The organism is Paenibacillus sp. Paensp38 (assembly GCF_059491915.1).
This window is the reverse complement of record NZ_CP168516.1, coordinates 2870832-2893140: the sequence shown is the minus strand read 5'-3', so window position 1 is coordinate 2893140 and position 22309 is coordinate 2870832. Positions and strand designations below refer to the sequence as shown.

General features: G+C 45.5%; 20 protein-coding genes. All 20 read left to right on the top strand.

The window, feature by feature from the left end; translation table 11 throughout:
* The first annotated feature begins 34 nt into the window (after positions 1 to 34).
* Positions 35 to 667, top strand: coding sequence for a hypothetical protein (locus ACEN8J_RS12410; RefSeq protein WP_029517011.1), 633 nt, complete (start codon positions 35 to 37; stop codon positions 665 to 667).
* Positions 664 to 1311 (top strand): endolytic transglycosylase MltG, encoded by a 648-nt coding sequence (locus ACEN8J_RS12405; protein ID WP_495593544.1) that lies wholly within the window; start codon positions 664 to 666, stop codon positions 1309 to 1311. The genes ACEN8J_RS12410 and ACEN8J_RS12405 overlap by 4 nt, the downstream gene beginning before the upstream one ends.
* A 254-nt stretch (positions 1312 to 1565) precedes the next feature.
* Positions 1566 to 2264 (top strand): 30S ribosomal protein S2, encoded by a 699-nt coding sequence (gene rpsB / locus ACEN8J_RS12400; protein WP_013309916.1) that lies wholly within the window; start codon positions 1566 to 1568, stop codon positions 2262 to 2264.
* 130 nt (positions 2265 to 2394) lie between these two features.
* Positions 2395 to 3045, top strand: coding sequence for a translation elongation factor Ts (gene tsf, locus ACEN8J_RS12395; RefSeq protein WP_013309917.1), 651 nt, complete (start codon positions 2395 to 2397; stop codon positions 3043 to 3045).
* A gap of 120 nt (positions 3046 to 3165) precedes the next feature.
* Positions 3166 to 3894: a UMP kinase gene (gene pyrH / locus ACEN8J_RS12390; RefSeq protein ID WP_013309918.1), complete on the top strand. Its 729-nt coding sequence runs from the start codon at positions 3166 to 3168 to the stop codon at positions 3892 to 3894.
* Positions 3894 to 4448, top strand: a complete 555-nt coding sequence (gene frr, locus ACEN8J_RS12385; RefSeq protein WP_029517013.1) for a ribosome recycling factor — start codon at positions 3894 to 3896, stop codon at positions 4446 to 4448. Before pyrH ends, frr begins: the two co-directional genes overlap by 1 nt.
* Positions 4449 to 4532: 84 nt before the next feature.
* Positions 4533 to 5300: an undecaprenyl pyrophosphate synthase gene (gene uppS, locus ACEN8J_RS12380; RefSeq protein ID WP_029517014.1), complete on the top strand. Its 768-nt coding sequence runs from the start codon at positions 4533 to 4535 to the stop codon at positions 5298 to 5300.
* Between the two features lie 17 nt (positions 5301 to 5317).
* Complete coding sequence (locus ACEN8J_RS12375) at positions 5318 to 6109, top strand: phosphatidate cytidylyltransferase (RefSeq protein ID WP_029517015.1); 792 nt, start codon at positions 5318 to 5320, stop codon at positions 6107 to 6109.
* A 145-nt stretch (positions 6110 to 6254) separates the two neighbouring features.
* On the top strand, positions 6255 to 7394 hold the full coding sequence (locus ACEN8J_RS12370; protein WP_029517016.1) for a 1-deoxy-D-xylulose-5-phosphate reductoisomerase: 1140 nt from the start codon (positions 6255 to 6257) through the stop codon (positions 7392 to 7394).
* A gap of 106 nt (positions 7395 to 7500) precedes the next feature.
* Positions 7501 to 8772 carry an RIP metalloprotease RseP gene (gene rseP, locus ACEN8J_RS12365; protein WP_029517017.1) on the top strand — a complete coding sequence of 424 codons (1272 nt, stop codon included), beginning with the start codon at positions 7501 to 7503 and terminating at the stop codon, positions 8770 to 8772.
* A 51-nt stretch (positions 8773 to 8823) separates the two neighbouring features.
* Positions 8824 to 10272, top strand: coding sequence for a proline--tRNA ligase (gene proS / locus ACEN8J_RS12360; RefSeq protein WP_495593542.1), 1449 nt, complete (start codon positions 8824 to 8826; stop codon positions 10270 to 10272).
* Between the two features lie 204 nt (positions 10273 to 10476).
* On the top strand, positions 10477 to 14793 hold the full coding sequence (locus ACEN8J_RS12355) for a PolC-type DNA polymerase III (RefSeq protein WP_029517019.1): 4317 nt from the start codon (positions 10477 to 10479) through the stop codon (positions 14791 to 14793).
* Positions 14794 to 15104: 311 nt separating this feature from the next.
* A complete protein-coding gene (rimP, locus tag ACEN8J_RS12350; protein WP_029517020.1) occupies positions 15105 to 15566 on the top strand; it encodes a ribosome maturation factor RimP in 462 nt (153 codons plus the stop codon).
* A 101-nt stretch (positions 15567 to 15667) separates the two neighbouring features.
* Positions 15668 to 16765, top strand: a complete 1098-nt coding sequence (gene nusA, locus ACEN8J_RS12345) for a transcription termination factor NusA (RefSeq protein ID WP_013309927.1) — start codon at positions 15668 to 15670, stop codon at positions 16763 to 16765.
* 23 nt (positions 16766 to 16788) lie between these two features.
* Complete coding sequence (rnpM, locus tag ACEN8J_RS12340; protein WP_007430067.1) at positions 16789 to 17097, top strand: RNase P modulator RnpM; 309 nt, start codon at positions 16789 to 16791, stop codon at positions 17095 to 17097.
* The gene (locus tag ACEN8J_RS12335) at positions 17090 to 17413 is read left to right on the top strand and encodes a L7Ae/L30e/S12e/Gadd45 family ribosomal protein (RefSeq protein ID WP_029517021.1); all 324 of its coding nucleotides are present in this window, start codon (positions 17090 to 17092) and stop codon (positions 17411 to 17413) included. Before rnpM ends, ACEN8J_RS12335 begins: the two co-directional genes overlap by 8 nt.
* Complete coding sequence (infB, locus tag ACEN8J_RS12330; RefSeq protein WP_029517022.1) at positions 17406 to 19961, top strand: translation initiation factor IF-2; 2556 nt, start codon at positions 17406 to 17408, stop codon at positions 19959 to 19961. Before ACEN8J_RS12335 ends, infB begins: the two co-directional genes overlap by 8 nt.
* Before the next feature lie 20 nt (positions 19962 to 19981).
* Complete coding sequence (gene rbfA, locus ACEN8J_RS12325) at positions 19982 to 20332, top strand: 30S ribosome-binding factor RbfA (protein WP_010346342.1); 351 nt, start codon at positions 19982 to 19984, stop codon at positions 20330 to 20332.
* 51 nt (positions 20333 to 20383) lie between these two features.
* Positions 20384 to 21361, top strand: coding sequence for a DHH family phosphoesterase (locus ACEN8J_RS12320; protein ID WP_069011407.1), 978 nt, complete (start codon positions 20384 to 20386; stop codon positions 21359 to 21361).
* Positions 21358 to 22296, top strand: a complete 939-nt coding sequence (gene truB / locus ACEN8J_RS12315) for a tRNA pseudouridine(55) synthase TruB (RefSeq protein WP_340885102.1) — start codon at positions 21358 to 21360, stop codon at positions 22294 to 22296. Before ACEN8J_RS12320 ends, truB begins: the two co-directional genes overlap by 4 nt.
* The last annotated feature ends 13 nt before the right edge of the window (positions 22297 to 22309 follow it).

Sequence of the window (22309 nt, the reverse complement as noted above, 5' to 3'; positions counted from 1 at the left end):
GGTGGAGAAGCGTTATTAAAGGAGACGATGGGCAGTGGATCAACCATGGATTTATATTGTTCTGCTGGGCGCCGCAGCTGTTGTCTATGCCTGGCTACAGCCTAAGCGTCAGCCAGGCCGGGGAACAGAAGAGGCCGTCGTCCAAAAGGTCGAGGCCACATTAGAGCAATATATGGCCGATATTGAAAACGATAATGACGAGTTGATTGAGCTTGTTTCTGGTATGAAGCAGGAGCATACAGTGAAACAGGCGGCATTACAGGAGCAAGTAGCTGAGCTTCGGAGCCGTATCGTGGAGCTTGAGCGCCAGGCTATGTTTGCAACTGTGTCTATGCAAACCGAGCCTGTACCTAAGGAAATACAACATACAACTGCTTCTCAGCAGGCAGCGGTTGCATACGGTCAATTTCAAAGTCCGCAACCTGAAATGTCTGTGCAGGAAGGCTACTCTGGTTCAGAAGCTCCCCTCATAACTATGGAGGAACAGACGGCATTACAAGATCCTGAAACTGAGCAGGAAGCAGAGTCCATCCGTGATCGTTATCAAGAGTTGTTTGCTCTGCATGAGCAAGGCAAGTCAGTGGACTATATAGCTAAGCAATCAGGCATTCAACGGGGTGAAGTACAGCTTATTTTGCAACTCGCGGAGCGGGAGGATGTAACGTGATCAAAAACCGTTCATTTATGCTAGGCATGGGTACTGGTCTTATAACGGGGGCATTGCTATTGCAACTGGCATTGATCGGTCAGGGGCAATCGCAGCAATCTTCCACAGACCCGAAAAACATGACGCGAGAGCAATTAGAAAAGGCAGCAGCCGGATTAAATCTCCAGGTCAGTGACAGCTCTAACCCGAAAATGACAGAAGAGGAATGGCGTAATAAGGTGATCAAGGAAGGTAATAAAACTCCCGTTGCACCCCAAAAAGCTAAACCAGCTCAAACGCCAGCAACACCAAAGGCAACTGCAAACAGCATATCCTCGGCTGGTTCTAAACCTTCGACCAGCACATCGGTTCCACAAAGTCCGAATAAGCCGCAAACTCAAAGTTCTGGCACTACAGCGACTCCCAATATCCCCAAGCAGCCTGCCACCCCACAAGTGCAGTATAGCATTGCATCCGGAAGCAATTTGAGAAGTGTGGCATCAGGATTGCAACGGGCAGGGGTCGTATCGGATGCTAGTGCATTTGAGGCAGCAGCTAAGGCTAAAAAAATCAATACCAAAATTCGTACCGGTACCTATCAGTTTGCTAAAGGTGAGGATTTCAGTTCTATCATTACTAAAATTACGAAAAAGCCGTCCAACTGACCAGACTGGGAAGTGGCCGGCTTTTATTCTTGCTGAAAAGTTCAATGAGAGGCGTAAAACGTCACATCTTGCGTTGTTCTAATCTATTGTCGAAAAGTTGGTTGCAACGATGCAAGTGTTATGGTATATTAATTAACGGTGTTAAAAACGCACGTCGGTTAATTTTATAAAGGGTGCTTTCCAATGGAAAGTCTTTATGAAAAATGATGTCGGCGGAGGACACACAAAAAACCAAACTTAGGAGGTGCGTGAAGATGGCAGTAATCTCCATGAAACAGCTTTTGGAAGCTGGGGTTCACTTTGGTCACCAAACACGTCGCTGGAACCCGAAAATGGATCGTTATATCTTCACTGAAAGAAACGGTATTTACATCATTGACTTGCAAAAGACAGTGAAAAAGGTTGAGGAAGCTTACAACTTTGTAAAAAGCATTGCAGCTGAGAATGGTACAATTCTGTTCGTAGGCACGAAGAAACAAGCACAAGATTCCGTTAAAGAAGAAGCAGCACGCGCTGGTCAATTCTACATTAACCAACGTTGGTTGGGTGGTACGCTGACTAACTTCCAAACGATTCAAAAACGTATTGACCGTTTGAAACAACTAGAAGCTTGGGAAGAAGACGGTACATTCGCAGTTCTTCCTAAAAAAGAAGTTATCATTCTTCGCAAAGAAAAAGATCGTCTTGAAAAATTCTTGGGCGGTATCAAAAACATGAAGGGCCTTCCAAGTGCTCTGTTCATCATTGATCCACGCAAAGAACGTATCGCGGTTGCTGAAGCTCGCAAATTGGGTATCCCAATCGTAGGTATCGTTGATACAAACTGCGATCCAGACGAAATCGACTATGTTATCCCAGGTAATGACGACGCAATCCGCGCTGTTAAATTGCTGACAGGTAAAATGGCTGATGCAGTTATGGAAGCAAACCAAGGCGAAGAAACTACAGCATAACATTTCCATTAGGAAATAACTATATGAATTAAATGAAAAGGGTGGTTGGCAGGTGTATAACCTCTCACTACCCTTTTTTTAAGGAATAAGCACGGTATACCACTGAAAATCAAATTTGGAGGGAAATAATATGGCAGTTAATGCTAGCGCAGTAAAAGAGCTTCGTGAAAAAACAGGCGCAGGAATGCTGGATTGTAAAAAAGCGCTTGAAGAAGCAAACGGTGATTTGACAAAAGCGGTTGAAGTTCTGCGCGAAAAAGGACTTGCAGCTGCAGCCAACAAAGCGGGTCGTATTGCTACTGAAGGTGTTGTTGAATCCTACATTCATGCTGGCGGCCGTATCGGCGTACTGGTAGAAGTAAACTGCGAAACAGACTTCGTAGCTAAAACAGACCAGTTCAGAGATTTTGTACGCGACATTGCAATGCATATCGCTGCATCGAACCCTCGTTATGTTCGTCGTGAAGAAGTGCCACAGGAAGAGATCGAAAAAGAAAAAGAAATCCTGAAAGCACAAGCGCTGAACGAAGGTAAACCAGAAAAAATTGTTGAAAAAATGGTTGAAGGCCGTATTGGTAAGTTCTATGAAGAGTTCTGTTTGTTGGAGCAATCTTTCATCAAAGATCCAGACAAAACAATCTCCACGCTTATCAACGAAAAAATCAGTACGATTGGCGAGAACATCTCCCTGCGTCGCTTTGTTCGTTTTGAACTGGGTGAAGGTCTGGAGAAAAAAGAAGACAACTTCTATGAAGAAGTTATGTCTCAAGTGAAACAATAATTACCAACGAACGGTAATCGCATATGGAAAAATGGAAATGGGACACATCAGTGTTCCATTTCTTGCAACAGGACACCTATCCTGTTACATAAAGTATAAATGATATTGGAGGGTGATCATTTGGAAAAACCTGTGTTTAAGCGTGTTGTCCTGAAAGTTAGTGGTGAATCGCTGTCAGGTCCTAACGGTTACGGTATTGACGCGGATACGATTGCATCCATTGCCGAACAAGTCAAAGACGTAGTGGAACTGGGAGTAGAAGTTGCTATCGTGTGTGGTGGCGGTAACATCTGGCGCGGTATTGCTGGAAGTGCCAACGGAATTGACCGGGCCACGGCAGATTACATGGGTATGCTGGCAACGGTGATGAACTCACTGGCCTTACAGGATGCTTTGGAACAGATTGAGGTACCTACCCGTGTACAAACATCCATTGCGATGCAACAGATTGCAGAACCTTACATTCGTCGTAGAGCTATCCGTCATTTAGAAAAGGGTCGGGTTGTTATTTTTGCAGCAGGTACAGGTAATCCGTTCTTCTCGACTGATACTACAGCTGCACTGCGTGCCGCTGAGATCGAAGCGGAAGTGATTCTGATGGCTAAAAATAAAGTGGATGGCGTATATTCTGCTGATCCGTTTAAAGATAGCACAGCTGAGAAATATGAGCAGCTTACGTATTTGGATGTGCTCAACAAAAATCTCGGTGTCATGGATTCTACTGCTTCCTCGTTGTGCATGGATAACAATATTCCGTTGATTGTCTTTGCTATTACAGAGCAAGGTAACATTAAACGTGTCGTGCTGGGTGAGAAAATTGGTACGATCGTCAAAGGGAGTGTAAATTAATGCCACAATCTGTGAAAAAGAGTGCTGAGGAACGCATGCAAAAAGCAATCCAGGCATTGCAACGTGATCTTGCATCTTTGCGTGCAGGACGGGCGACACCAGCTTTACTGGACCGTGTACAGGTAGAGTATTATGGTGCAATGACTCCAGTCAACCAACTGGCGAATATCAATACACCTGACAGCCGGACCTTGATGATTCAGCCTTGGGACAAATCTTCCTTGGCTGATATCGAGCGCGCTATACAAAAATCCGATTTAGGTTTGACACCTTCGAATGACGGTAACACCATTCGTCTTAGCATTCCTGCTTTGACGGAGGAGCGCAGAACTGACTTGGTGAAGTTGACAAAGAAGAACGGTGAAGAAGCGAAGATCGCTATTCGTAACATTCGTCGTGATGCCAATGATGACATCAAAAAATTGGAGAAAAGTGATATTTCCGAGGACGAATCTCGTAAACATCAGGAAGATATCCAGAAAACAACTGATAAGTTTATCGCTGAAGTGGATAAAGTTTTAGCTGCAAAAGAAAAAGAAATTATGGAAGTCTAAAAGATTGGCAGCCCCTCCCTTACGGTGGGGTTTGTCTCTTTTCAAGCCTGAGGCACATTTTCAGAGAATGCTGGAGGAACTGGAATGATCAAACGGGTTCGGTCTTGGTGGAACGGGGAACAAAAACAGCAAACACCGGCCATTTCAAAAGACAATATTCCGCAGCATGTTGCTGTCATCATGGATGGGAACGGCAGATGGGCCAAACGGATTGGAATGCCGCGGATTGTAGGGCACCAAAATGGAATGAAGGCAGTGAAACGCACAGCAATTGCGGCGGATGAACTGGGTATTAAGTATTTGACTTTGTTTGCATTTTCAACTGAAAATTGGACGCGTCCAAAGGACGAAGTTGATTTTCTAATGCGCTTACCGCAGGAATTTCTGGCTATTGAGCTAGATGAGTTGATTGAAAAAAATGTGCAAGTACGTATGATGGGCAATAAAGAACATTTACCTTCCCATACCGTTGAAGCGCTGACTGAAGCGACTCGACGAACTGAAAATAATACCGGACTTGTTCTTAATTTTGCATTAAATTATGGAAGTCGGTTGGAAATCACCGAATGCATGCAAACATTGGGCCGTCAAATTGCGGATGGGAAGCTTAAATCGGAAGATATAACATCTGAGCTGATCGGTAGTACGTTGCTTTCTAGCGGTATGCCAGACCCTGATTTACTGATTCGAACAAGCGGTGAGCTTAGACTTAGTAATTTTATGCTCTGGCAACTTGCCTACAGTGAGTTGTGGTTTACTGATATTTATTGGCCTGAGTTTAAGAAAGAACACTTATACGAAGCAGTGATCGAATATCAGCAAAGAACACGACGGTATGGCGGACTGAAGTAAATGGAGGATGAAAGCCGTTGAGACAGAGATTAATTACCGGTATTCTGGCAGGCATATTCTTTTTGGCGATGGTCCTGTGGGGCGGCTTGGCCTACCATTTGCTTATATTGGCGATGGCCCTAATCGGATTTTATGAGTTCGCACGAATGACGCAGGTATCTCCTTTTGGAGGTACAGCAATACTTGGATACGTAAGCATATTAGCTTTTGTATTCCCGTATGAACCTTTTGGCTTGCACTCACCCTTACCCTTTGCCAGTATGCTTTGGCTGGTAATGATAGCTTTTATGATCATCACGGTAGGAACAAAAAATAAAATCCCGATTCAAACGGTAGCTATATTATTTCTTGGTACCGTTTATATAGGGTTTGGATTTTCGTATATTGCGGAATCACGTCATATGGAACATGGACTATTATGGACATTTTTATTATTGGCTTGTATTTGGGCAAGTGATGCAGGGGCATATTTTGTAGGCAAAATGGCAGGAAAGACGAAATTATGGCCTGCGATCAGTCCGAATAAAACGGTCGAAGGATCCATTGGCGGCATCGTTTTAGCGTTGGTTATAGCTCTTGTATTCGCTGGATTATCGGGTGGACTGCTGCCATGGGGCAAAGCCATCGGCATCGGTTTGTCATGTGCAGTTGTGGGACAACTGGGCGATTTGGTACAATCTGCATACAAACGAGTGTACGGCATTAAAGATTCCGGTAATCTGCTGCCAGGGCACGGTGGTATACTAGACCGTTGCGACAGCTGGATTGTCGTTTTTCCATTTGTACATATGCTGATGCTGCTTCCATGAGTCTATTGATTACAGTTTATGCTCAGGCTAATCTCTATGCTGCTCACTCTGCGCTACTAGAAGGTTGGAACTAGTAGCATAGCTGCCTGAATAATAATCAATGAGCTCCTGGATAAAAGTGATTTTCAGGATAGGAAGGTGCATCATGAAAAGAATTACGGTACTTGGTTCAACCGGATCTATTGGAACTCAAACGCTGGATGTAGTGTCCATGCACCCGGATCAGTTTACTGTTGAGGCTTTAGCAGGTGGTTCTAATATAAAGTTACTTGCTGAGCAGGCGCATCTTTATAAACCCAAAAAAGTGTCTGTGGGTACTCGGCAGTTGGCGGATGAAATTCGTCCTTTACTGCCTTCTGGAATGGATCTGTATTGGGGAAATGAAGGACTCATTGAGCTTGCTGCGAACACGGAGGCGGATATGGTTGTGACGGCTGTAATGGGCAGTGTCGGATTGCACTCCACGCTGGCCGCGATTGAGGCTGGAAAACAGATCGGTTTGGCCAATAAGGAAACACTGGTTACTGCTGGTCATCTGGTCACAGCGCGGGCTCGGGCGAAAGGAGTGCCGTTGCTGCCGATTGACAGTGAGCATTCAGCTATTTTCCAATGCTTGAATGGTGAGCGTATGAAAGATGTGGCACATATTACACTCACAGCATCAGGGGGTTCTTTTCGAGATTTGACAAGAGAACAGTTGCGTGAAGTTACCGTGGAAGATGCACTCAAGCATCCCAATTGGTCAATGGGGGCCAAAATCACGATTGATTCAGCAACGATGGTAAACAAGGGGCTGGAAGTCATTGAGGCGCATTGGCTATTCGGACTTGATTATGAGCAGATTCATGTGTTGCTTCATCCGGAAAGCATTATTCATTCCTATGTTGAGTTTCAGGATACAAGCATTGTTGCTCAACTTGGGAATCCGGACATGAGAGTACCCATTCAATATGCTTTGACTTATCCTGAGCGTATGAAGTCCCCGGCGAAGCCGTTGTCACTGGCTGAAGTGGGTAGACTCCATTTTAAGGAAATGGACTATAATCGTTTTCCTTGTTTAAGGCTTGCCTTCGAATGTGGTAAAATGGGTGGTACAGCACCGACCGCATTTAATGCAGCTAATGAGATTGCTGTTGCCCGTTTCCTGCGTGGAGAAATTTCTTTTCTGCATATTGAAGCTATTATTGAACGTGTGCTGGAGCGGCATGTCAATGTGGCTAATCCTGATCTGTCTGCGATTGAAGCATGTGACGGAGAGACTCGTAGCATAGCCACGGGGTTGTAGGCTAATGTTGGGTTAGAAACGAAATGTGATTCTCTTGTGCGGGATCGGAGAATAATGATAATCTAGGAAGACAAACTCGATCTCATTGAAAGGGGAACGGAAACGATTGGAAACGATTCAAATAGTGTTGATGACGGTGCTCATGTTTTTCGTCATAGTGACGGTGCATGAATGGGGGCATTATTATTTTGCCAAGCGCGCCGGGATTCTGGTACGGGAGTTTGCGATCGGTTTCGGTCCGAAACTGTTTTCTTATAAAAGAAACGAGACGCGATTTACGTTGCGTTTGTTGCCGTTCGGTGGCTTTGCCCGCATGGCGGGAGAGGATCCGGAGGTTAATGAAATTGAGACCGGACAAACGATTGCTGTACGCCTAACGGATGACGTCGTTAAAACCATCTATCTGGATCAACTGGATAATCGCAAGAATGTGGTGCGAGGCGAAGTGTTGGATATTGATCTGGAACAGTCATTAACTTTAAAATTGGATGTGGATGGCGAAGATCAGCAATACACTGTGCACCCGCAAGCGATGATGGTAACCAAAGGACAATCCATACAGATTGCACCCAAGGATCGGCAGTATGGGAGTAAAACAGTAGGACAGCGTGCGTTGGCTATTTTTGCTGGACCACTGATGAATTTTATTCTTGCCTTTATTTTGTTTGGTCTGCATATTCAGATGGTCGGCATACAAGTGGACAACCCGACTTATGTCCAAATTAGTGAAATTACAGCAGGTATGCCTGCTGCTGAAGCTGATTTGCATAAGGGAGATATCATCGAATCGGTGAATGGAGTAGCCATTGGTGCGAATGTTGAAAACATGATCAAACTGATTGCGGATTCTCAAGACAAGCCGATGAAGTGGACGGTTCGCCGTGATAATAAGACCTTTGATCTTACGATTACACCTCGTGCAATGGAAGGACAAAAGGGTGGCAAGGTGGGCATTGTGCCTGAACTTCCAAAACGCCAAGCAGGTGTGGGTGAAACGTTCAAATTTGCCGGACAATCCATGGTCAGAACGACCGATATTATTTTCCAAGGATTTAGCCAGCTCATTCAACGTTTTTCTATCAATGACTTGGGAGGCCCGGTACGTACTTTTGAAGTGACGGGGCAAATTGCCAAGCAGGGGATTGAGCAGTTGACGTATTGGACTGCTATAATGAGTCTTTACCTGGGGATATTTAATTTATTGCCTATTCCGGCGCTGGATGGAAGCAGACTTGTTTTCCTTGGTGTGGAGGCGGTAAGAGGGCGTCCCGTTGATCCGAGCAGGGAAGGAATGGTCCATTTCGTTGGTTTTGCTATGCTATTCCTGCTTATGATTGCGGTCACGTATAACGATATTTTACGCTTAATTAATGGTTAATTAGAGACGGACTTATATAAAAACGGTCTGTATGGGAGGACATGCATTTCTATGTCGAACGATAAACAGTTTGTCGAGGAAATTACGCCGCAGAGCGAAGATTTTTCCCGATGGTATATTGATGTTATTAAAAAAGCAGAACTGATGGATTATTCCCCTGTTCGCGGATGTATTGTATTCCGCCCCGATGGTTTTGAAATTTGGGAGCATATCAAGGAAGCCATGGATGTGCGCTTCAGAGAAACAGGTCACCGTAATGCCTATTTTCCAATGTTCATTCCAGAAAGCTTTTTTCAAAAGGAAAAAGAGCATGTTGAAGGGTTTAATCCTGAACTGCCTTGGGTAACCGAGGCTGGCGGGGAAAAGCTGGAAGAGCGTCTTGCAATTCGTCCGACTTCGGAAACCATGATTGGTCATATGTACTCCAAATGGATTCAATCCTATCGTGATCTACCCGTGCTTATTAACCAATGGGCTAATGTAGTGCGTTGGGAAAAACGCACGCTGCCTTTCTTGCGCACAAGTGAATTTTTGTGGCAAGAAGGTCACACGGCCCATGAAACAGAAGAAGAAGCACGTGAAGAAACGATGAAAATGCTGGAAGTATACCGTGAGGTTATTGAGGAAGTTCTGGCTATTCCGGTTATTACTGGACAGAAAACACCTTCTGAAAAGTTTGCAGGTGCGAAGGATACATTTTCACTGGAAGCGATGATGAAGGATGGACGGGCAGTACAAGCTGGAACTTCCCACTATATGGGAACTAATTTTGCAGTTGCATTTGATATCAAATATTTGAGTCGTGAAAACAACCTGGAATTCGCGCATACGACTTCATGGGGAACAAGTACACGTTTGATCGGCGCACTGATTATGGTCCATGGAGATGACCGTGGTTTGGCATTGCCTCCTAAAGTTGCGCCTACGCAGGTTATTATGGTTCCAATTGGGCCACCTAAGAAGCGTGCTGCCGTTATCGCTCGTGCAGATGAACTATTCGCTCAGTTGAAACAAGCTGGAGTGCGTGTTAAAATGGACGACCGCAGCGATGTAAGCCCAGGCTGGAAATTTAATGAATATGAAATGCGCGGTGTGCCGGTTCGTCTGGAAATCGGGCCGCGTGATATGGAAAACGGTGTCTGTGTGCTCGTATCCCGTATCAGCGGTGAGAAAAAAATCGTGCAGCAGGATAATCTGGTTGAGGAAGTACACGCGATGCTCGCACAGGTACAGCAGGAGATGTTTGATCGTGCGAAAAATTTCATGGAAGAAAACTTCTATTCCGTTGATACGCTGGATGAAATGAAGACTCTCATGGAAGAAAAACGCGGCTTTACTTTGGCAGGCTGGTGCGGATCTGAAGAATGTGAAGATAAAGTTAAAGAAGTGACAGGTGCTACAAGTCGTAATATACCGTTTAAAACAAACGAGCAAAAGTCCACATGTTTGTGCTGTGGCAAACCTGCCAAGCATACAGTAGTGTTCGCACGGGCGTACTAATATAGAAGTAGGGCAATACCACTATACTCACTTCATTCTCTTCGCTGACATGGTAACTGTTACGGGACAATGTCCCGAAGGATCTATGTGTCGTTGTGAAGAGGATTGAAGAGGGCTACGAAAAGCTTTTGCGGTCGGAGATGTTTTTGACGCAGAAGCTTTTCATGTTTTCAGAATGGTAGATTTGAAATTGGGGGGAGAGCCATGGGCGGAGCTGAAGAAAAGAGAAAGCGGCTGGAACTGCTAATGAAGCAAGTTGGGATGCCGGCGGGAGTGGTTGAACCTTATTTTTTGGACGGTTGGATTGACCAAGTGGAGATTAGCCGAACCAATAAGGATTGGAACATCACCATTGCCAAGGAGACATTGGTCCCCGCTCAGGTGTATCGTACGTTCTGTATTCAAGTACAGGAAAAAATGAGTCACATCGCAAAAATTACGTTCCGTTTTCAGTACAGTGAGCAGATTCAGCCTGGTGATATCATCAGTGAATACTGGAAACTTTTTCTAGAGTGGGTACATCGTGAGATTCCATCGGTTAACGGTTGGATGAATCGGGCTGTGCATGAGTGGGACGACGGTCTATTATTGCTAACGATGAGCGACGGTATGTCGTTGGAACTGGCGCGTAAAAAGCAGATAGATCAAGCTATCATCAAATTTTACGATAAATATTTCGGGCTTTCTATGCGCATTAAAGTCCAGGTGGGTGAAAGTAACCAGGAGGCGTTACAGCAATTCCAAGAGAAAAAAATGCAGGAAGAACGCGAAGTCATTCAGCAGATGATGGAAAGTATGGAATCCGAAATGCCGCCTTTGGATGAAGAAGAAGGAGACGTACGGCTTCAATTCGGTTATGACATCAAAGAACCGGCTGTTCCGATGCAAGATATTCAGGACGAAGAGAAGAAAGTCACTTTACAAGGAACAATCTTCGGTTTGGATAGTAAAGAATTGCGCAATGGCAGCACGTTGTTTACGTATTATTTGACCGACTTTAGTGATTCCCTGCAAATGAAAATGTTTGCTAAAACTAAAGAAGATCTGAAGATCCTCAGCTTGTTGGCTAACGGGAAATGGGTCAAAGTACGGGGTCGAGTTGAATATGATCGTTTTATGCAAATTCCCGAGCTGGTTATGATTCCCTCTGATCTAGTTGAAGTACAGGCTCCACCCACACGTAAGGATAAAGCAGAGGAAAAACGAGTCGAGTTCCATCTCCATACAAAGATGAGCGCAATGGATGCTGTTGCCTCGATTGATCAATACGTTAAAACAGCCGCCAAATGGGGGCACAAGGCGATTGCAGTCACCGACCATGGCGGAGTGCAGTGCTACCCTGATGCTGCTAAGGCTGCAAAGAAAAACGGCATTAAAATGATCTACGGTGTTGAGGCCAATGTGGTTAATGATGCCGTTGAGGTTGTAATGCAGGCACAGCCATTAAATTTGAAAACAGCGACTTATGTCGTTTTTGATATTGAAACCACCGGTTTATCGGTTACACAGAATAAAATCATTGAGATTGCAGCTGTGAAAATGCATGATGGCAAAGAAATTGATCGTTATGCTACCTTTGTCAATCCGCATGAGCGCATTCCATATAATATACAGCAACTGACCAACATTAACGATGAAATGGTCAAGGACGCGCCGGATGTAGAACCTGTTATGAAGGAGTTTGTAGCTTTTGCTGGCGATGCTGTATTGGTTGCCCATAATGCGCGTTTTGATGTCGGTTTTATCCAGGCCACCCTTCGAAATATGGGTTTGCCTGAAATGACCAATCCGGTACTGGATACGCTCGAACTGGCTCGTTTACTGTTTCCAACAATGAAAAACCATCGTCTGAATACGCTGACGACCAAATATAAAGTGGCGCTCGAAAGCCATCACCGAGCCATTGACGATACAGTCGCACTGACTGAAGTGCTGAATGGCTTGCTGAATGATGCGGAACAAATTAAGGGTTTAAAAATGCTCGATCGTCTGAATGATTATGTGGGTAAGGACTTATCGACCGTTCGTCCGTTTCACTGTTGTATTTATGCCCTCAATCCGATTGGTAAAAAAAATCTGTACAAGCTGGTTTCGATGTCTCATACCGAATATTTCAAGCGTGTGCCTTGCATTCCTAAATCAAAATTGTCAGAAATGAGAGACGGACTGCTTATTATTTCTGGCTGCGAAAAAGGAGAGTTCTTCGAGGCTGTGTTGAACAAGTCCGAGGAAGAAGCCGAGGAAATAGCACAGTTTTATGATGTGTTGGAGATTCAACCTTTGACGATGTATATGCATTTAGTAGAAAAACAACTGGTAAGCGGGCCTGATGCTCTGAAAACGGCAATACGCAAAGTATGCGAAATTGGGCGGCGACTTGATAAGCCCGTAATTGCCACAGGCAATGTTCACTATTTGGAAACGCGCGATAAGTTGTACCGTGATATTACGATACATGGCATTACGGGATTTAGTCCGCTAAAAGATATTCGTAAGCCTGATGCGCATTTACGCACCACAGACGAAATGCTGGCAGAATTCGAGTTTTTGGGCGAGGAGAAAGCCTATGAAGTCGTTGTGAAGAATACCAGTGAGTTGGCGGATCGATTTGAGGAGCTGGAGTTGTTCCCTGACAAGCTGTTTACACCTTTGCTGGATGGGGCGGACGAGGAAATCCGTAACACTTGCTATGAGACGGCTAAATCTATCTATGGTGAGGAATTGCCCGAGGTGGTTGTAGCTCGCCTTGAAAAAGAACTGGAGCCGATTATTAAATACGGTTTCTCTGCCAACTATCTTATTTCCGAGCGCTTGGTTAAAAAGTCTAATAAGGATGGATATCTGGTAGGTTCACGGGGGTCTGTTGGATCTTCTGTGGTCGCTACCTTCCTCGGTATTTCCGAGGTTAATCCACTGCCTGCACATTATATTTGCGGTAATCCTGAATGCAGACATAGCGAATGGATTTTGGACGGTAGTGTGCCGAGTGGATTTGATTTGCCGGACAAAAATTGTCCGAATTGCGGCGGCAAACTGAAGGGTGAGGGACAGGATATTCCGTTTGAAACGTTTCTTGGGTTTAAGGGAGATAAAGTTCCCGATATTGACTTGAACTTCTCTGGCGAATATCAGCCTGTCGCACATAACTATACGAAAGTACTGTTTGGTGAGAAAAGTGTATTCCGTGCTGGAACCATCGGTACCGTTGCCGAGAAGACAGCCTTTGGCTTTGCCAAGAAATATGAAGAGGCGCATCATAAAAAATGGCGTGGGGCTGAACTGAATAGGCTGGCTTCGGGCTGTACAGGGGTCAAACGCAGTACCGGGCAACATCCAGGCGGAATTGTCGTTGTTCCCGATTATATTGAGGTCGAGGATATTACGCCGGTACAGTACCCCGCCGATGATACAAGCTCGGAATGGAAAACAACGCATTTTGATTATCACGCTTTTGATGCGAATTTACTCAAACTCGATATTCTGGGTCATGATGATCCGACCATGATGAGGATGCTTCAGGATTTGACTGGTGTCGATCCTACGACCATTCCAATGAATGATCCTAAGGTTATGAGCATGTTCAACTCCACGGAGGCGCTCGGTGTTACACCCCAGCAAATCCGCACGCCTGTAGCAACCTATGGTGTACCAGAGATGGGGACGAAGTTTGTGCGCCAAATGTTAGTAGAGTCGCAGCCAAGTTCTTTTGCCGATTTACTGCAAATATCCGGACTGTCTCACGGCACGGGCGTATGGCTAGGGAACGCACAGGAACTGATTAAGAATAATACTTGCAACATCAAGACTGTAATTGGTTGTCGTGATGACATCATGCTGTTTTTGATTTACAAGGCAGGCATGGACGCAGGTCTGGCCTTTAAAATTACGGAGAGCGTACGTAAAGGTAAGGGGCTTAGTGCTGAATGGATTGAGGAAATGAAAAAATGCAAGGTGCCACAGTGGTACATTGATTCCTGTCTGAAAATTCAGTACATGTTTCCGAAGGCGCATGCTGCAGCGTATGTTATTTCAGCAGTGCGCACAGCGTACTTTAAGCTGTATCATCCGATTGAATATTATGCGACTTACTTTTCAGTACGTGCAGCCGATTTTGATATTGAGCTGTGCTGTCAGGGATATGATGCAATCGCGCGGAAGATTGTCGAAATCGAGCAACTCGGTTTTCAGGCACCTCCCAAAGAAAAAGGGATGCTTCCGATCCTGGAAATGGCTCTGGAAATGACGGCTCGCGGGTTTAGTTTTAAATCCATTGATTTGTACCGTTCCGAAGCTACACGCTTCAAGGTGGATGGAGATTCACTCATTCCGCCATTCGGAGCTCTTCAGGGAATTGGAGACAACGCGGCACGTAACATCGCAGCCTCCCGTGAACATGGTGAATTTTTGTCTGTCGAGGATTTTCAACAAAAATCGAAGGCTAGTAAAACCATTGTCGAAATGCTGTCTCAGATGGGTTGCTTTCGAGGTCTTCCAGAGAGTAATCAGCTGTCTCTGTTTTAATCCGAACCACAGTAGTCAAGCTCTGGCACTTGTCACATAACTACGGTTATGTTATAATTTTTTTGGTAATCATGGAGATAAAACCGTTGCTAAAAGAGTGGGGAAACCCACTCTTTACTGTTTGATATACAGTTACAACGTGAAAAGGTTGTTTTTGGGCACGAAACCGGTACGCCGGTTTATTTGCAGTGAGCCCGAAATGAACATTACATCAAATGAAAATGAAAATGCCGGTGATGGAGAAGCATTGTCCATGCAATAGGGCATCTTTTTTTCAACACAGGAAAGTTCACTTTTGGAGGTTATAATCTTTGAGCACACCAAAGATCAAATCAGTAGTAGAAGAAATGGCCCAACCTTACCTCGAAGAGCATGGTTTTGAACTGGTCGATGTCGAGTATGTCAAAGAGGGCAGTAATTGGTTTCTTCGCGTTTTTGTAGACAAAGACGGAGGAATTGATCTGGACGACTGCAGTATGATCAGTGAATATTTGGGTCAAAAGTTGGATGAAAATGACCCTGTTTCTACAGCATATTTTCTGGAAGTGTCTTCACCAGGCGCCGAAAGACCGCTAAAAAAAGCGGAGGACGTTACTAAAGCGGTAGGCAAAAACGTATTCGTTACTACATACGAGCCGATCAACGGCCTGAAGGAATTTGAAGGTCGTTTGCTTTCTTTTGAAGATGGGGAACTCACCGTTCAAAGCGGACAAAAGAAGCATGCTATACCTTATGACAAGGTAGCTGGTGCAAGGCTCGCGATCATATTTTAATTCAGATTTGACTGTTGCTGTTTGACATGTACTACATGTTTTTTTGCCTCGTGTGCCGACCAGTACGCAGGTGCATCATTTGAAAGGGGGAGCAGTAATCCATGAGTATGGATTTTATTGAAGCAATGAACGAGTTGGAAAGAGAAAAGGGGATCAGCAAGGATGTGCTGTTTGAGGCCATTGAAGCAGCCTTGATTTCTAGTTACAAACGGAATTTCAACACCGCACAAAACGTGCGTGTTGATATGAACCGCAACTCGGGAGTCATTAAGGTATATGCCCGCAAGCTGATCGTTGAGGAGGTATTGGATCCTCGCACCGAGATTTCGTTGCCTGCGGCTCGTGAGATTAACCCGCATTTTCAGTTGGAAGATATCGCTGAAATTGAAGTTACACCACGTGATTTTGGACGGATTGCTGCACAAACTGCGAAGCAGGTCGTGACCCAGCGTATCCGCGAAGCGGAACGGGGACTGATCTACAACAAGTTTGTGGACAAGGAAGAAGATATTGTAACAGGAACTGTACAGCGCCAAGACCCACGTAACATTTATATTGATCTTGGTAAGGTGGAAGCGGTTCTCCCGTTAGGCGAATTGATGCCTAATGAGAAATTTAGCCATCTGGATCGAATTAAGGCTTATATTACCAAAGTAGAAAACACAACCAAAGGACCGCAAATTATGCTGTCCCGATCACATCCGGGTCTGCTTAAGCGTTTGTTCGAACTCGAAGTGCCTGAAATTTTTGATGGTGTTGTAGAGATTCGTTCCGTAGCGCGTGAAGCAGGCTTCCGTTCTAAAATCGCGGTTCATTCCCGTAACGCCGAGGTGGATCCGGTCGGCTCTTGTGTGGGTCCTAGAGGAACACGTGTACAGACTATTGTGAACGAGCTGCGTGGCGAAAAAATCGACATTGTACGTTATTCCGATAATGTTGATGAATACGTGGCTAATGCGCTGAGTCCATCCAAGGTGCTCGAAGTGCAGGTGTTTGAAGAAGAGAAAATGGCGCGTGTTATTGTGCCTGATTATCAGCTTTCTCTTGCTATTGGTATCAAAGGACAAAATGCTCGCCTTGCTGCTAAGCTTACGGGTTGGAAAATTGATATTAAGAGTGAAACACAGGCGGAGGAAGAACTCGGCAGACCGAGAACATCCACCGATGAAATGCATCAGGATTCCGTTTCTGTAGATTAAGCGGAGTGTAGGGGGGTTAATGCATGAAACAGAGAAAGATACCTTTGCGCAAATGTGTGGCCTGTCATGAAATGATGCCAAAGAAGCAGTTGATCCGTGTCGTCAAAACCCCTGAAGACGAAGTGTTGATTGACTTGACTGGCAAAAAGTCGGGACGCGGCGCTTACTTGTGCGGCAAAGCCGCCTGCTTCAAGCTGGCTCAAAAGAGCAAGGCACTGGATCGAGCATTGAAGCACTCGGTTCATCCTGATATTTATGAGCAGCTAAGTCGTGATTTTGCTGCCGTCGAGGAAGAATTCCTGGCGGCACAAGGCAGCGTGCAGGATGAATAAGGCGCTGTCTGGATTGGGTCTTGCCATGAGAGCTGGCAAGCTGCTAACAGGTGATGAGATCGTTTATAAAGCGATCAGGTCTTCAGAAGCCAAGCTGGTCATTCTTGCGAAAGATGCTTCAATGAATACTCAAAAGAAATTCCGCGACAAATGCGGGACGTACAAAATCCCCTTAATGATAGGATTTGACCGGGAAAGCTTGGGAAGCAGTATCGGCAAGCCTGAACGGGTTGTGCTGGCTGTGACGGATCAAGGATTCGCGAAATTGATCAAGAAACATACGGGGATAATGTCGGAGGTGGAGTATATTGAGTAAACAAGAAAACAAAGACAAAGTGCGGGTATACGAATACGCCAAATCGTTGAACATGAGCAGCAAAGAAATTATCACCATTCTTAAACGGCTGGATATTCCCGTGAACAACCATATGAGCGTCATGGAACATGATGCCGTAGGTAAAGTGGAAAGTTTTTTTAAGAATATTAAATCCAATGCTGCGGCCAAGCAAGGCGAAGCAGGTACGGTGCAAGTAAGCTCGAATCAGGCCGGTTCAAGCCAGAATAGTAATCATTCAACTGAGCAAACCAAAAATCAACAGGAAAAGCAGGTAAGTATGAATAGGACAAACAACAACCAAAACAGTAACCGAAGCAGCGCTCCAAAAGCGCAAAGCAGTCAGCAGGGCGGTCAAAACCGCAGTCAACAAAGTACTAGCAGACCCACTGGTCAGCAAAGTACACAAAACCGCAGTAATGGTCAACAACAGGGAGGACAACAGCGTCCCGGCGGTAACACAGGTTCGCGTCCTCAAGGTAGCCAAAGCACTAACTCACGCCCTCAGGGAAGTAGTCAGGGTGGTACGGCTGTAAGAACATCATCCTCCACAGGTAGCAACAATGCGAACCGTAGTGGTGGCAACCGTACAGGCAGTAACTCCAACAACGGTGGTAACCGTTCCGGTCAAGGACGTTTTGATGATAACCGTCAAGGCGGCGGACGCGGTGGTAACGGTGGTCGTGGAGGCAATAATCGCGGTGGTAGCAATCGTGGCGGGAAATTTAACAATCGTGGTAAAGGTCAACAACAGGAACGTCGCGAGAAAATCGACAACACGCCAAAGAAAATTATTGTTCGCGGTGAGATGACCGTAGGCGAAACAGCCAAGCTTCTTCACAAGGATGCGTCAGAAGTCATCAAAAAGCTGATTATGCTCGGAACGATGGCGACCATTAACCAGGAACTGGATATGGATACTATCCTCTTGCTTGCCGGAGACTTTGGTGTCGAGGTAGAAGTGAAAATTCCGGTCGAAGAAGATCGTTTTGAAACGGTGGAAGAAAATGATGATCCTGCGGATCTGAAAACACGTCCACCCGTTGTAACGATTATGGGTCACGTCGATCATGGTAAAACAACTTTGCTGGATGCCATTCGCTCGACTAATGTAACCGGTGGCGAAGCTGGCGGTATTACACAGCATATTGGTGCATACCAAGTTGAAATTAATAGCAAAAAAATCACTTTCCTGGATACACCGGGTCACGAAGCTTTTACCGCTATGCGTGCACGTGGTGCTCAAGTGACAGATATGACGATTATCGTGGTTGCAGCTGACGACGGTGTTATGCCACAGACAGTCGAAGCTATTAACCATGCGAAGGCGGCAGGTCTGCCAATTATCGTAGCTGTGAACAAGATCGACAAACCAGATGCCAACCCGGATAAAGTGAAGCAAGAACTCACTGAATATGAATTGGTACCTGAAGAGTGGGGCGGCGATACGATTTTCGTCAACGTTTCCGCGAAACAAAGAATGGGTCTGGAAGACCTGCTCGAAATGATTCTGCTCGTAGCTGAAGTGAATGAGTACAAAGCGAATCCGAACAAACGGGCACGTGGTACCATCATCGAGGCAGAACTGGATAAAGGCCGCGGTTCTGTGGCTCGTATCCTCGTTCAGAATGGTACACTGAAAGTTGGCGATGCTTTCGTAGCGGGTAACTGCTTCGGACGTGTGCGTGCCATGGTCAACGATAAAGGTCGTCGTCTTAAGGAAGCAGGTCCTTCCACTCCAGTTGAAATTACTGGTTTGACAGAAGTTCCACTTGCTGGCGATCCATTCATGGTGTTTGAGGATGAGCGGAAAGCTCGCGCTATTGCTGACAGACGTGCGATCACACAACGCCAATCTGATCTGGGCAGTAATACACGCGTAACACTGGATGACCTGTTCCAACACATCAAGGATGGCGAAATGAAGGATCTGAACGTCATTATTAAAGGTGACGTGCAAGGTTCTGTCGAAGCGTTGAAAGGTTCCTTGAACAAGATTGAAGTCGAAGGTGTGCGCGTTAAAATTCTTCACAGTGGTGCAGGAGCAATCACCGAATCCGATATTATTTTGGCAGCAGCTTCCAATGCTATTGTCATTGGTTTTAATGTTCGTCCGGATAACCAGGCGAAATCTACAGCGGAAGCTGAAAAAGTGGACATTCGTCTACACCGTGTCATTTACAATGTCATTGAAGAAATAGAGCAAGCCATGAAGGGCATGCTGGATCCTGAATATAAAGAAAATGTGATTGGGCATGCTGAAGTACGTAACGTGTTCAAAGTTACTAAAGTCGGTACGATCGCTGGTTGTATGGTGACATCCGGTAAAATTACCCGTTCAGCAGAAGCACGCCTGATTCGTGATGGCATCGTCATTTTTGAAGGTAAAATCGACTCACTGAAACGCTTTAAGGACGACGCAAAAGAAGTTGCCCAAGGTTACGAATGCGGTATTACCCTTGATGGCTATAATGATGTTAAGGAACTCGACATTATTGAAGCGTTCGTCATGGAAACAGTGGAGCGCTAACGGCAGAGAGGTGAGCATCCATGGCTAAAATACGTACAGGTCGGGTTGGCGAGCAGATCAAGAAGGAGCTAAGCCAACTTATCCAAACTGAATTAAAAGACCCCCGCATCGGTTTTATCACGGTAACGGGTGTCGATCTTACAAATGATTTGTCCCAAGCGAAAATATACTTGAGCGTGCTCGGGGATGAAGAACAAAAAAATTCTTCCCTGAAAGCATTGGACAAAGCGAACGGTTATCTTCGTTCTGAACTCGGCAAACGGATACGGCTGCGCCATATTCCTGAGTTGATTTTCAAAATTGACGAATCTATTGCTTACGGCAGTCGAATTGAAAAACTGCTGAGTGATATCGACAAGGATGAAAAATAAAACTTTTAGTTTGTCTGAAGGAACCATGAACTGAATGTAAAGGAGAAGGCAATGCATACCTATGAACAGGCGCTTCAACAAGCGAAGGAATTTATTCTGGAGCATGATGATTACCTGATCGTATCGCATGTACAGCCGGACGGAGACGCAGTCAGCTCCACCGTAACGGTGGGCTGGCTTCTCTCATGTCTGGGGAAGAAATTTACCATGCTGAATGAGGGACCTATTCCCAAGCGCATGGATTTTTTATGGCATGCCGATGAGATTATGGATATGAGCCAGCAACCGCCAGAACGGAAATACAATCGGATCATTTGTGTAGATTGTGCGGATTACCGTCGTGTTGGTTTGACAGAGCAGTTTTTTACGGAAGATGCCATTATCCTGAATATTGATCATCATCCAACAAATGATGCTTATGGTACAGTTAATGTGATTAAGTCGGATGCTGCGGCAACAGCGGAAATTCTTTTTGATCTACTGGAAGAGTTTGCAGTAACCTGGGACGTCGAAGTAGCAACGGCTTTATATACAGGGTTGCTAACGGATACAGGAGGTTTCCGTTATTCCAACACTTCACCGAAAGTGATGTCTGCTGTGTCACAGTTACTTGCTTACGGTGTAGATGGTCCCTCTTTATCTGAGAAATTGCTCGAGGAAATGACCTTTCCACAAATGAAGGTGCTGACAAAAGCATTGCAAACGCTCACGATGTCCGAGGATGGAAAAGTCGCTTGGGTCGTTGTATCACCTGACGATATGACAGAATGTGGCGCTGTAAATGAGGACTTGGAAGGCATCGTGAATTACCCAAGAAATATTCGTGGTGTTGAGGTAGGCATTTTCTTTAAGGTTATTAATGATCAAGCGGTCAAGGCCAGCTTGAGATCGGCAGGGAATGTAGATGTAGCCGCGCTGGCTCAATCATTTGGAGGCGGTGGACATGTACGTGCGGCTGGCTGTCGGCTAGAGGGTAAACTGGAAGATATCATTAAGACAGTTGTAGGGCGGGTGAAGTCTGAGCTATGAACCCGATAAAGAAGGAACAAGCAGCTTGGGAAGGCGTCCTACCAGTCTATAAACCTGCTGGATTTACCTCTCATGATGTGGTGGCCAAGGCTCGCCGTTTATTAGGTATGAAGCGAATCGGACACACTGGAACGCTTGATCCGCAAGTAACCGGTGTTTTGCCCTTGTGTCTGGGACGTGCCACCCGCGTGGTGGAATACATGCAAGAGCGGCCCAAGGAATATCTGGCTACACTGCGATTAGGCATTGCCACGGATACCGAGGACCTGACTGGGGAAATTACGGAAGAAAGTGAACGTCCAGTAGAGGTGACGGAAGTGGAAGTCAAAGCGGTTCTGAAGCGTTTTGTTGGTACGATCTCCCAAGTGCCTCCAATGTACTCCGCGCTAAAAGTGGACGGCAAGCGTCTATATGAGCTGGCTCGAGAAGGCAAAACTGTTGAGCGCCAAAGCCGTGAAGTAAGCATTTATGAGTTGGAGATGACGGGATTCGCGGAGACGGGGGCGTATGTGGATATTTCTTTTCGTGCCTTATGCTCCAAAGGTACTTATATCCGTACACTGTGTGTTGATATTGGCCGTGAATTAGGATATCCTTCAACGATGGTTAAGCTGGAGCGAACCATGTCTGCGGGAATTCCTGCGGAACGTTGTCTGACTTTCGAAGAGATAGAGCGTTTCGTAGCGGATGGCAGTCTTGGAGAGCGGCTTATTACAACGGATCAGGCGATTGACTATATGCCTGAGCATATAGTGGCTGAAGCCAAGGTAACTGCGGCTCTGCAAGGCCAACGCCTGTCGCTGAATATGATTTCACCACCTGTGACGGACAACCAGCCCTTCCGTTTGTATAAAGAGGATAAAACGTTTTTAGGCATATTTGGTCGGGATGAATCAGACGCGATTGCTCCCATTAAAGTTTTTTTAAGATTATAAAATTTATAGATTT

Bases quoted from the DNA above. Each gene is read 5' to 3' on its own strand.
- rpsB (WP_013309916.1), top strand. From the start codon at position 1,566: ATGGCAGTAATCTCCATGAAACAGCTTTTGGAAGCTGGGGTTCACTTT.
- tsf (WP_013309917.1), top strand. From the start codon at position 2,395: ATGGCAGTTAATGCTAGCGCAGTAAAAGAGCTTCGTGAAAAAACAGGC.
- frr (WP_029517013.1), top strand. From the start codon at position 3,894: ATGCCACAATCTGTGAAAAAGAGTGCTGAGGAACGCATGCAAAAAGCA.
- uppS (WP_029517014.1), top strand. From the start codon at position 4,533: ATGATCAAACGGGTTCGGTCTTGGTGGAACGGGGAACAAAAACAGCAA.
- ACEN8J_RS12370 (WP_029517016.1), top strand. From the start codon at position 6,255: ATGAAAAGAATTACGGTACTTGGTTCAACCGGATCTATTGGAACTCAA.
- proS (WP_495593542.1), top strand. From the start codon at position 8,824: ATGTCGAACGATAAACAGTTTGTCGAGGAAATTACGCCGCAGAGCGAA.
- ACEN8J_RS12355 (WP_029517019.1), top strand. From the start codon at position 10,477: ATGGGCGGAGCTGAAGAAAAGAGAAAGCGGCTGGAACTGCTAATGAAG.
- nusA (WP_013309927.1), top strand. From the start codon at position 15,668: ATGAGTATGGATTTTATTGAAGCAATGAACGAGTTGGAAAGAGAAAAG.
- rnpM (WP_007430067.1), top strand. From the start codon at position 16,789: ATGAAACAGAGAAAGATACCTTTGCGCAAATGTGTGGCCTGTCATGAA.
- ACEN8J_RS12335 (WP_029517021.1), top strand. From the start codon at position 17,090: ATGAATAAGGCGCTGTCTGGATTGGGTCTTGCCATGAGAGCTGGCAAG.
- rbfA (WP_010346342.1), top strand. From the start codon at position 19,982: ATGGCTAAAATACGTACAGGTCGGGTTGGCGAGCAGATCAAGAAGGAG.
- ACEN8J_RS12320 (WP_069011407.1), top strand. From the start codon at position 20,384: ATGCATACCTATGAACAGGCGCTTCAACAAGCGAAGGAATTTATTCTG.
- truB (WP_340885102.1), top strand. From the start codon at position 21,358: ATGAACCCGATAAAGAAGGAACAAGCAGCTTGGGAAGGCGTCCTACCA.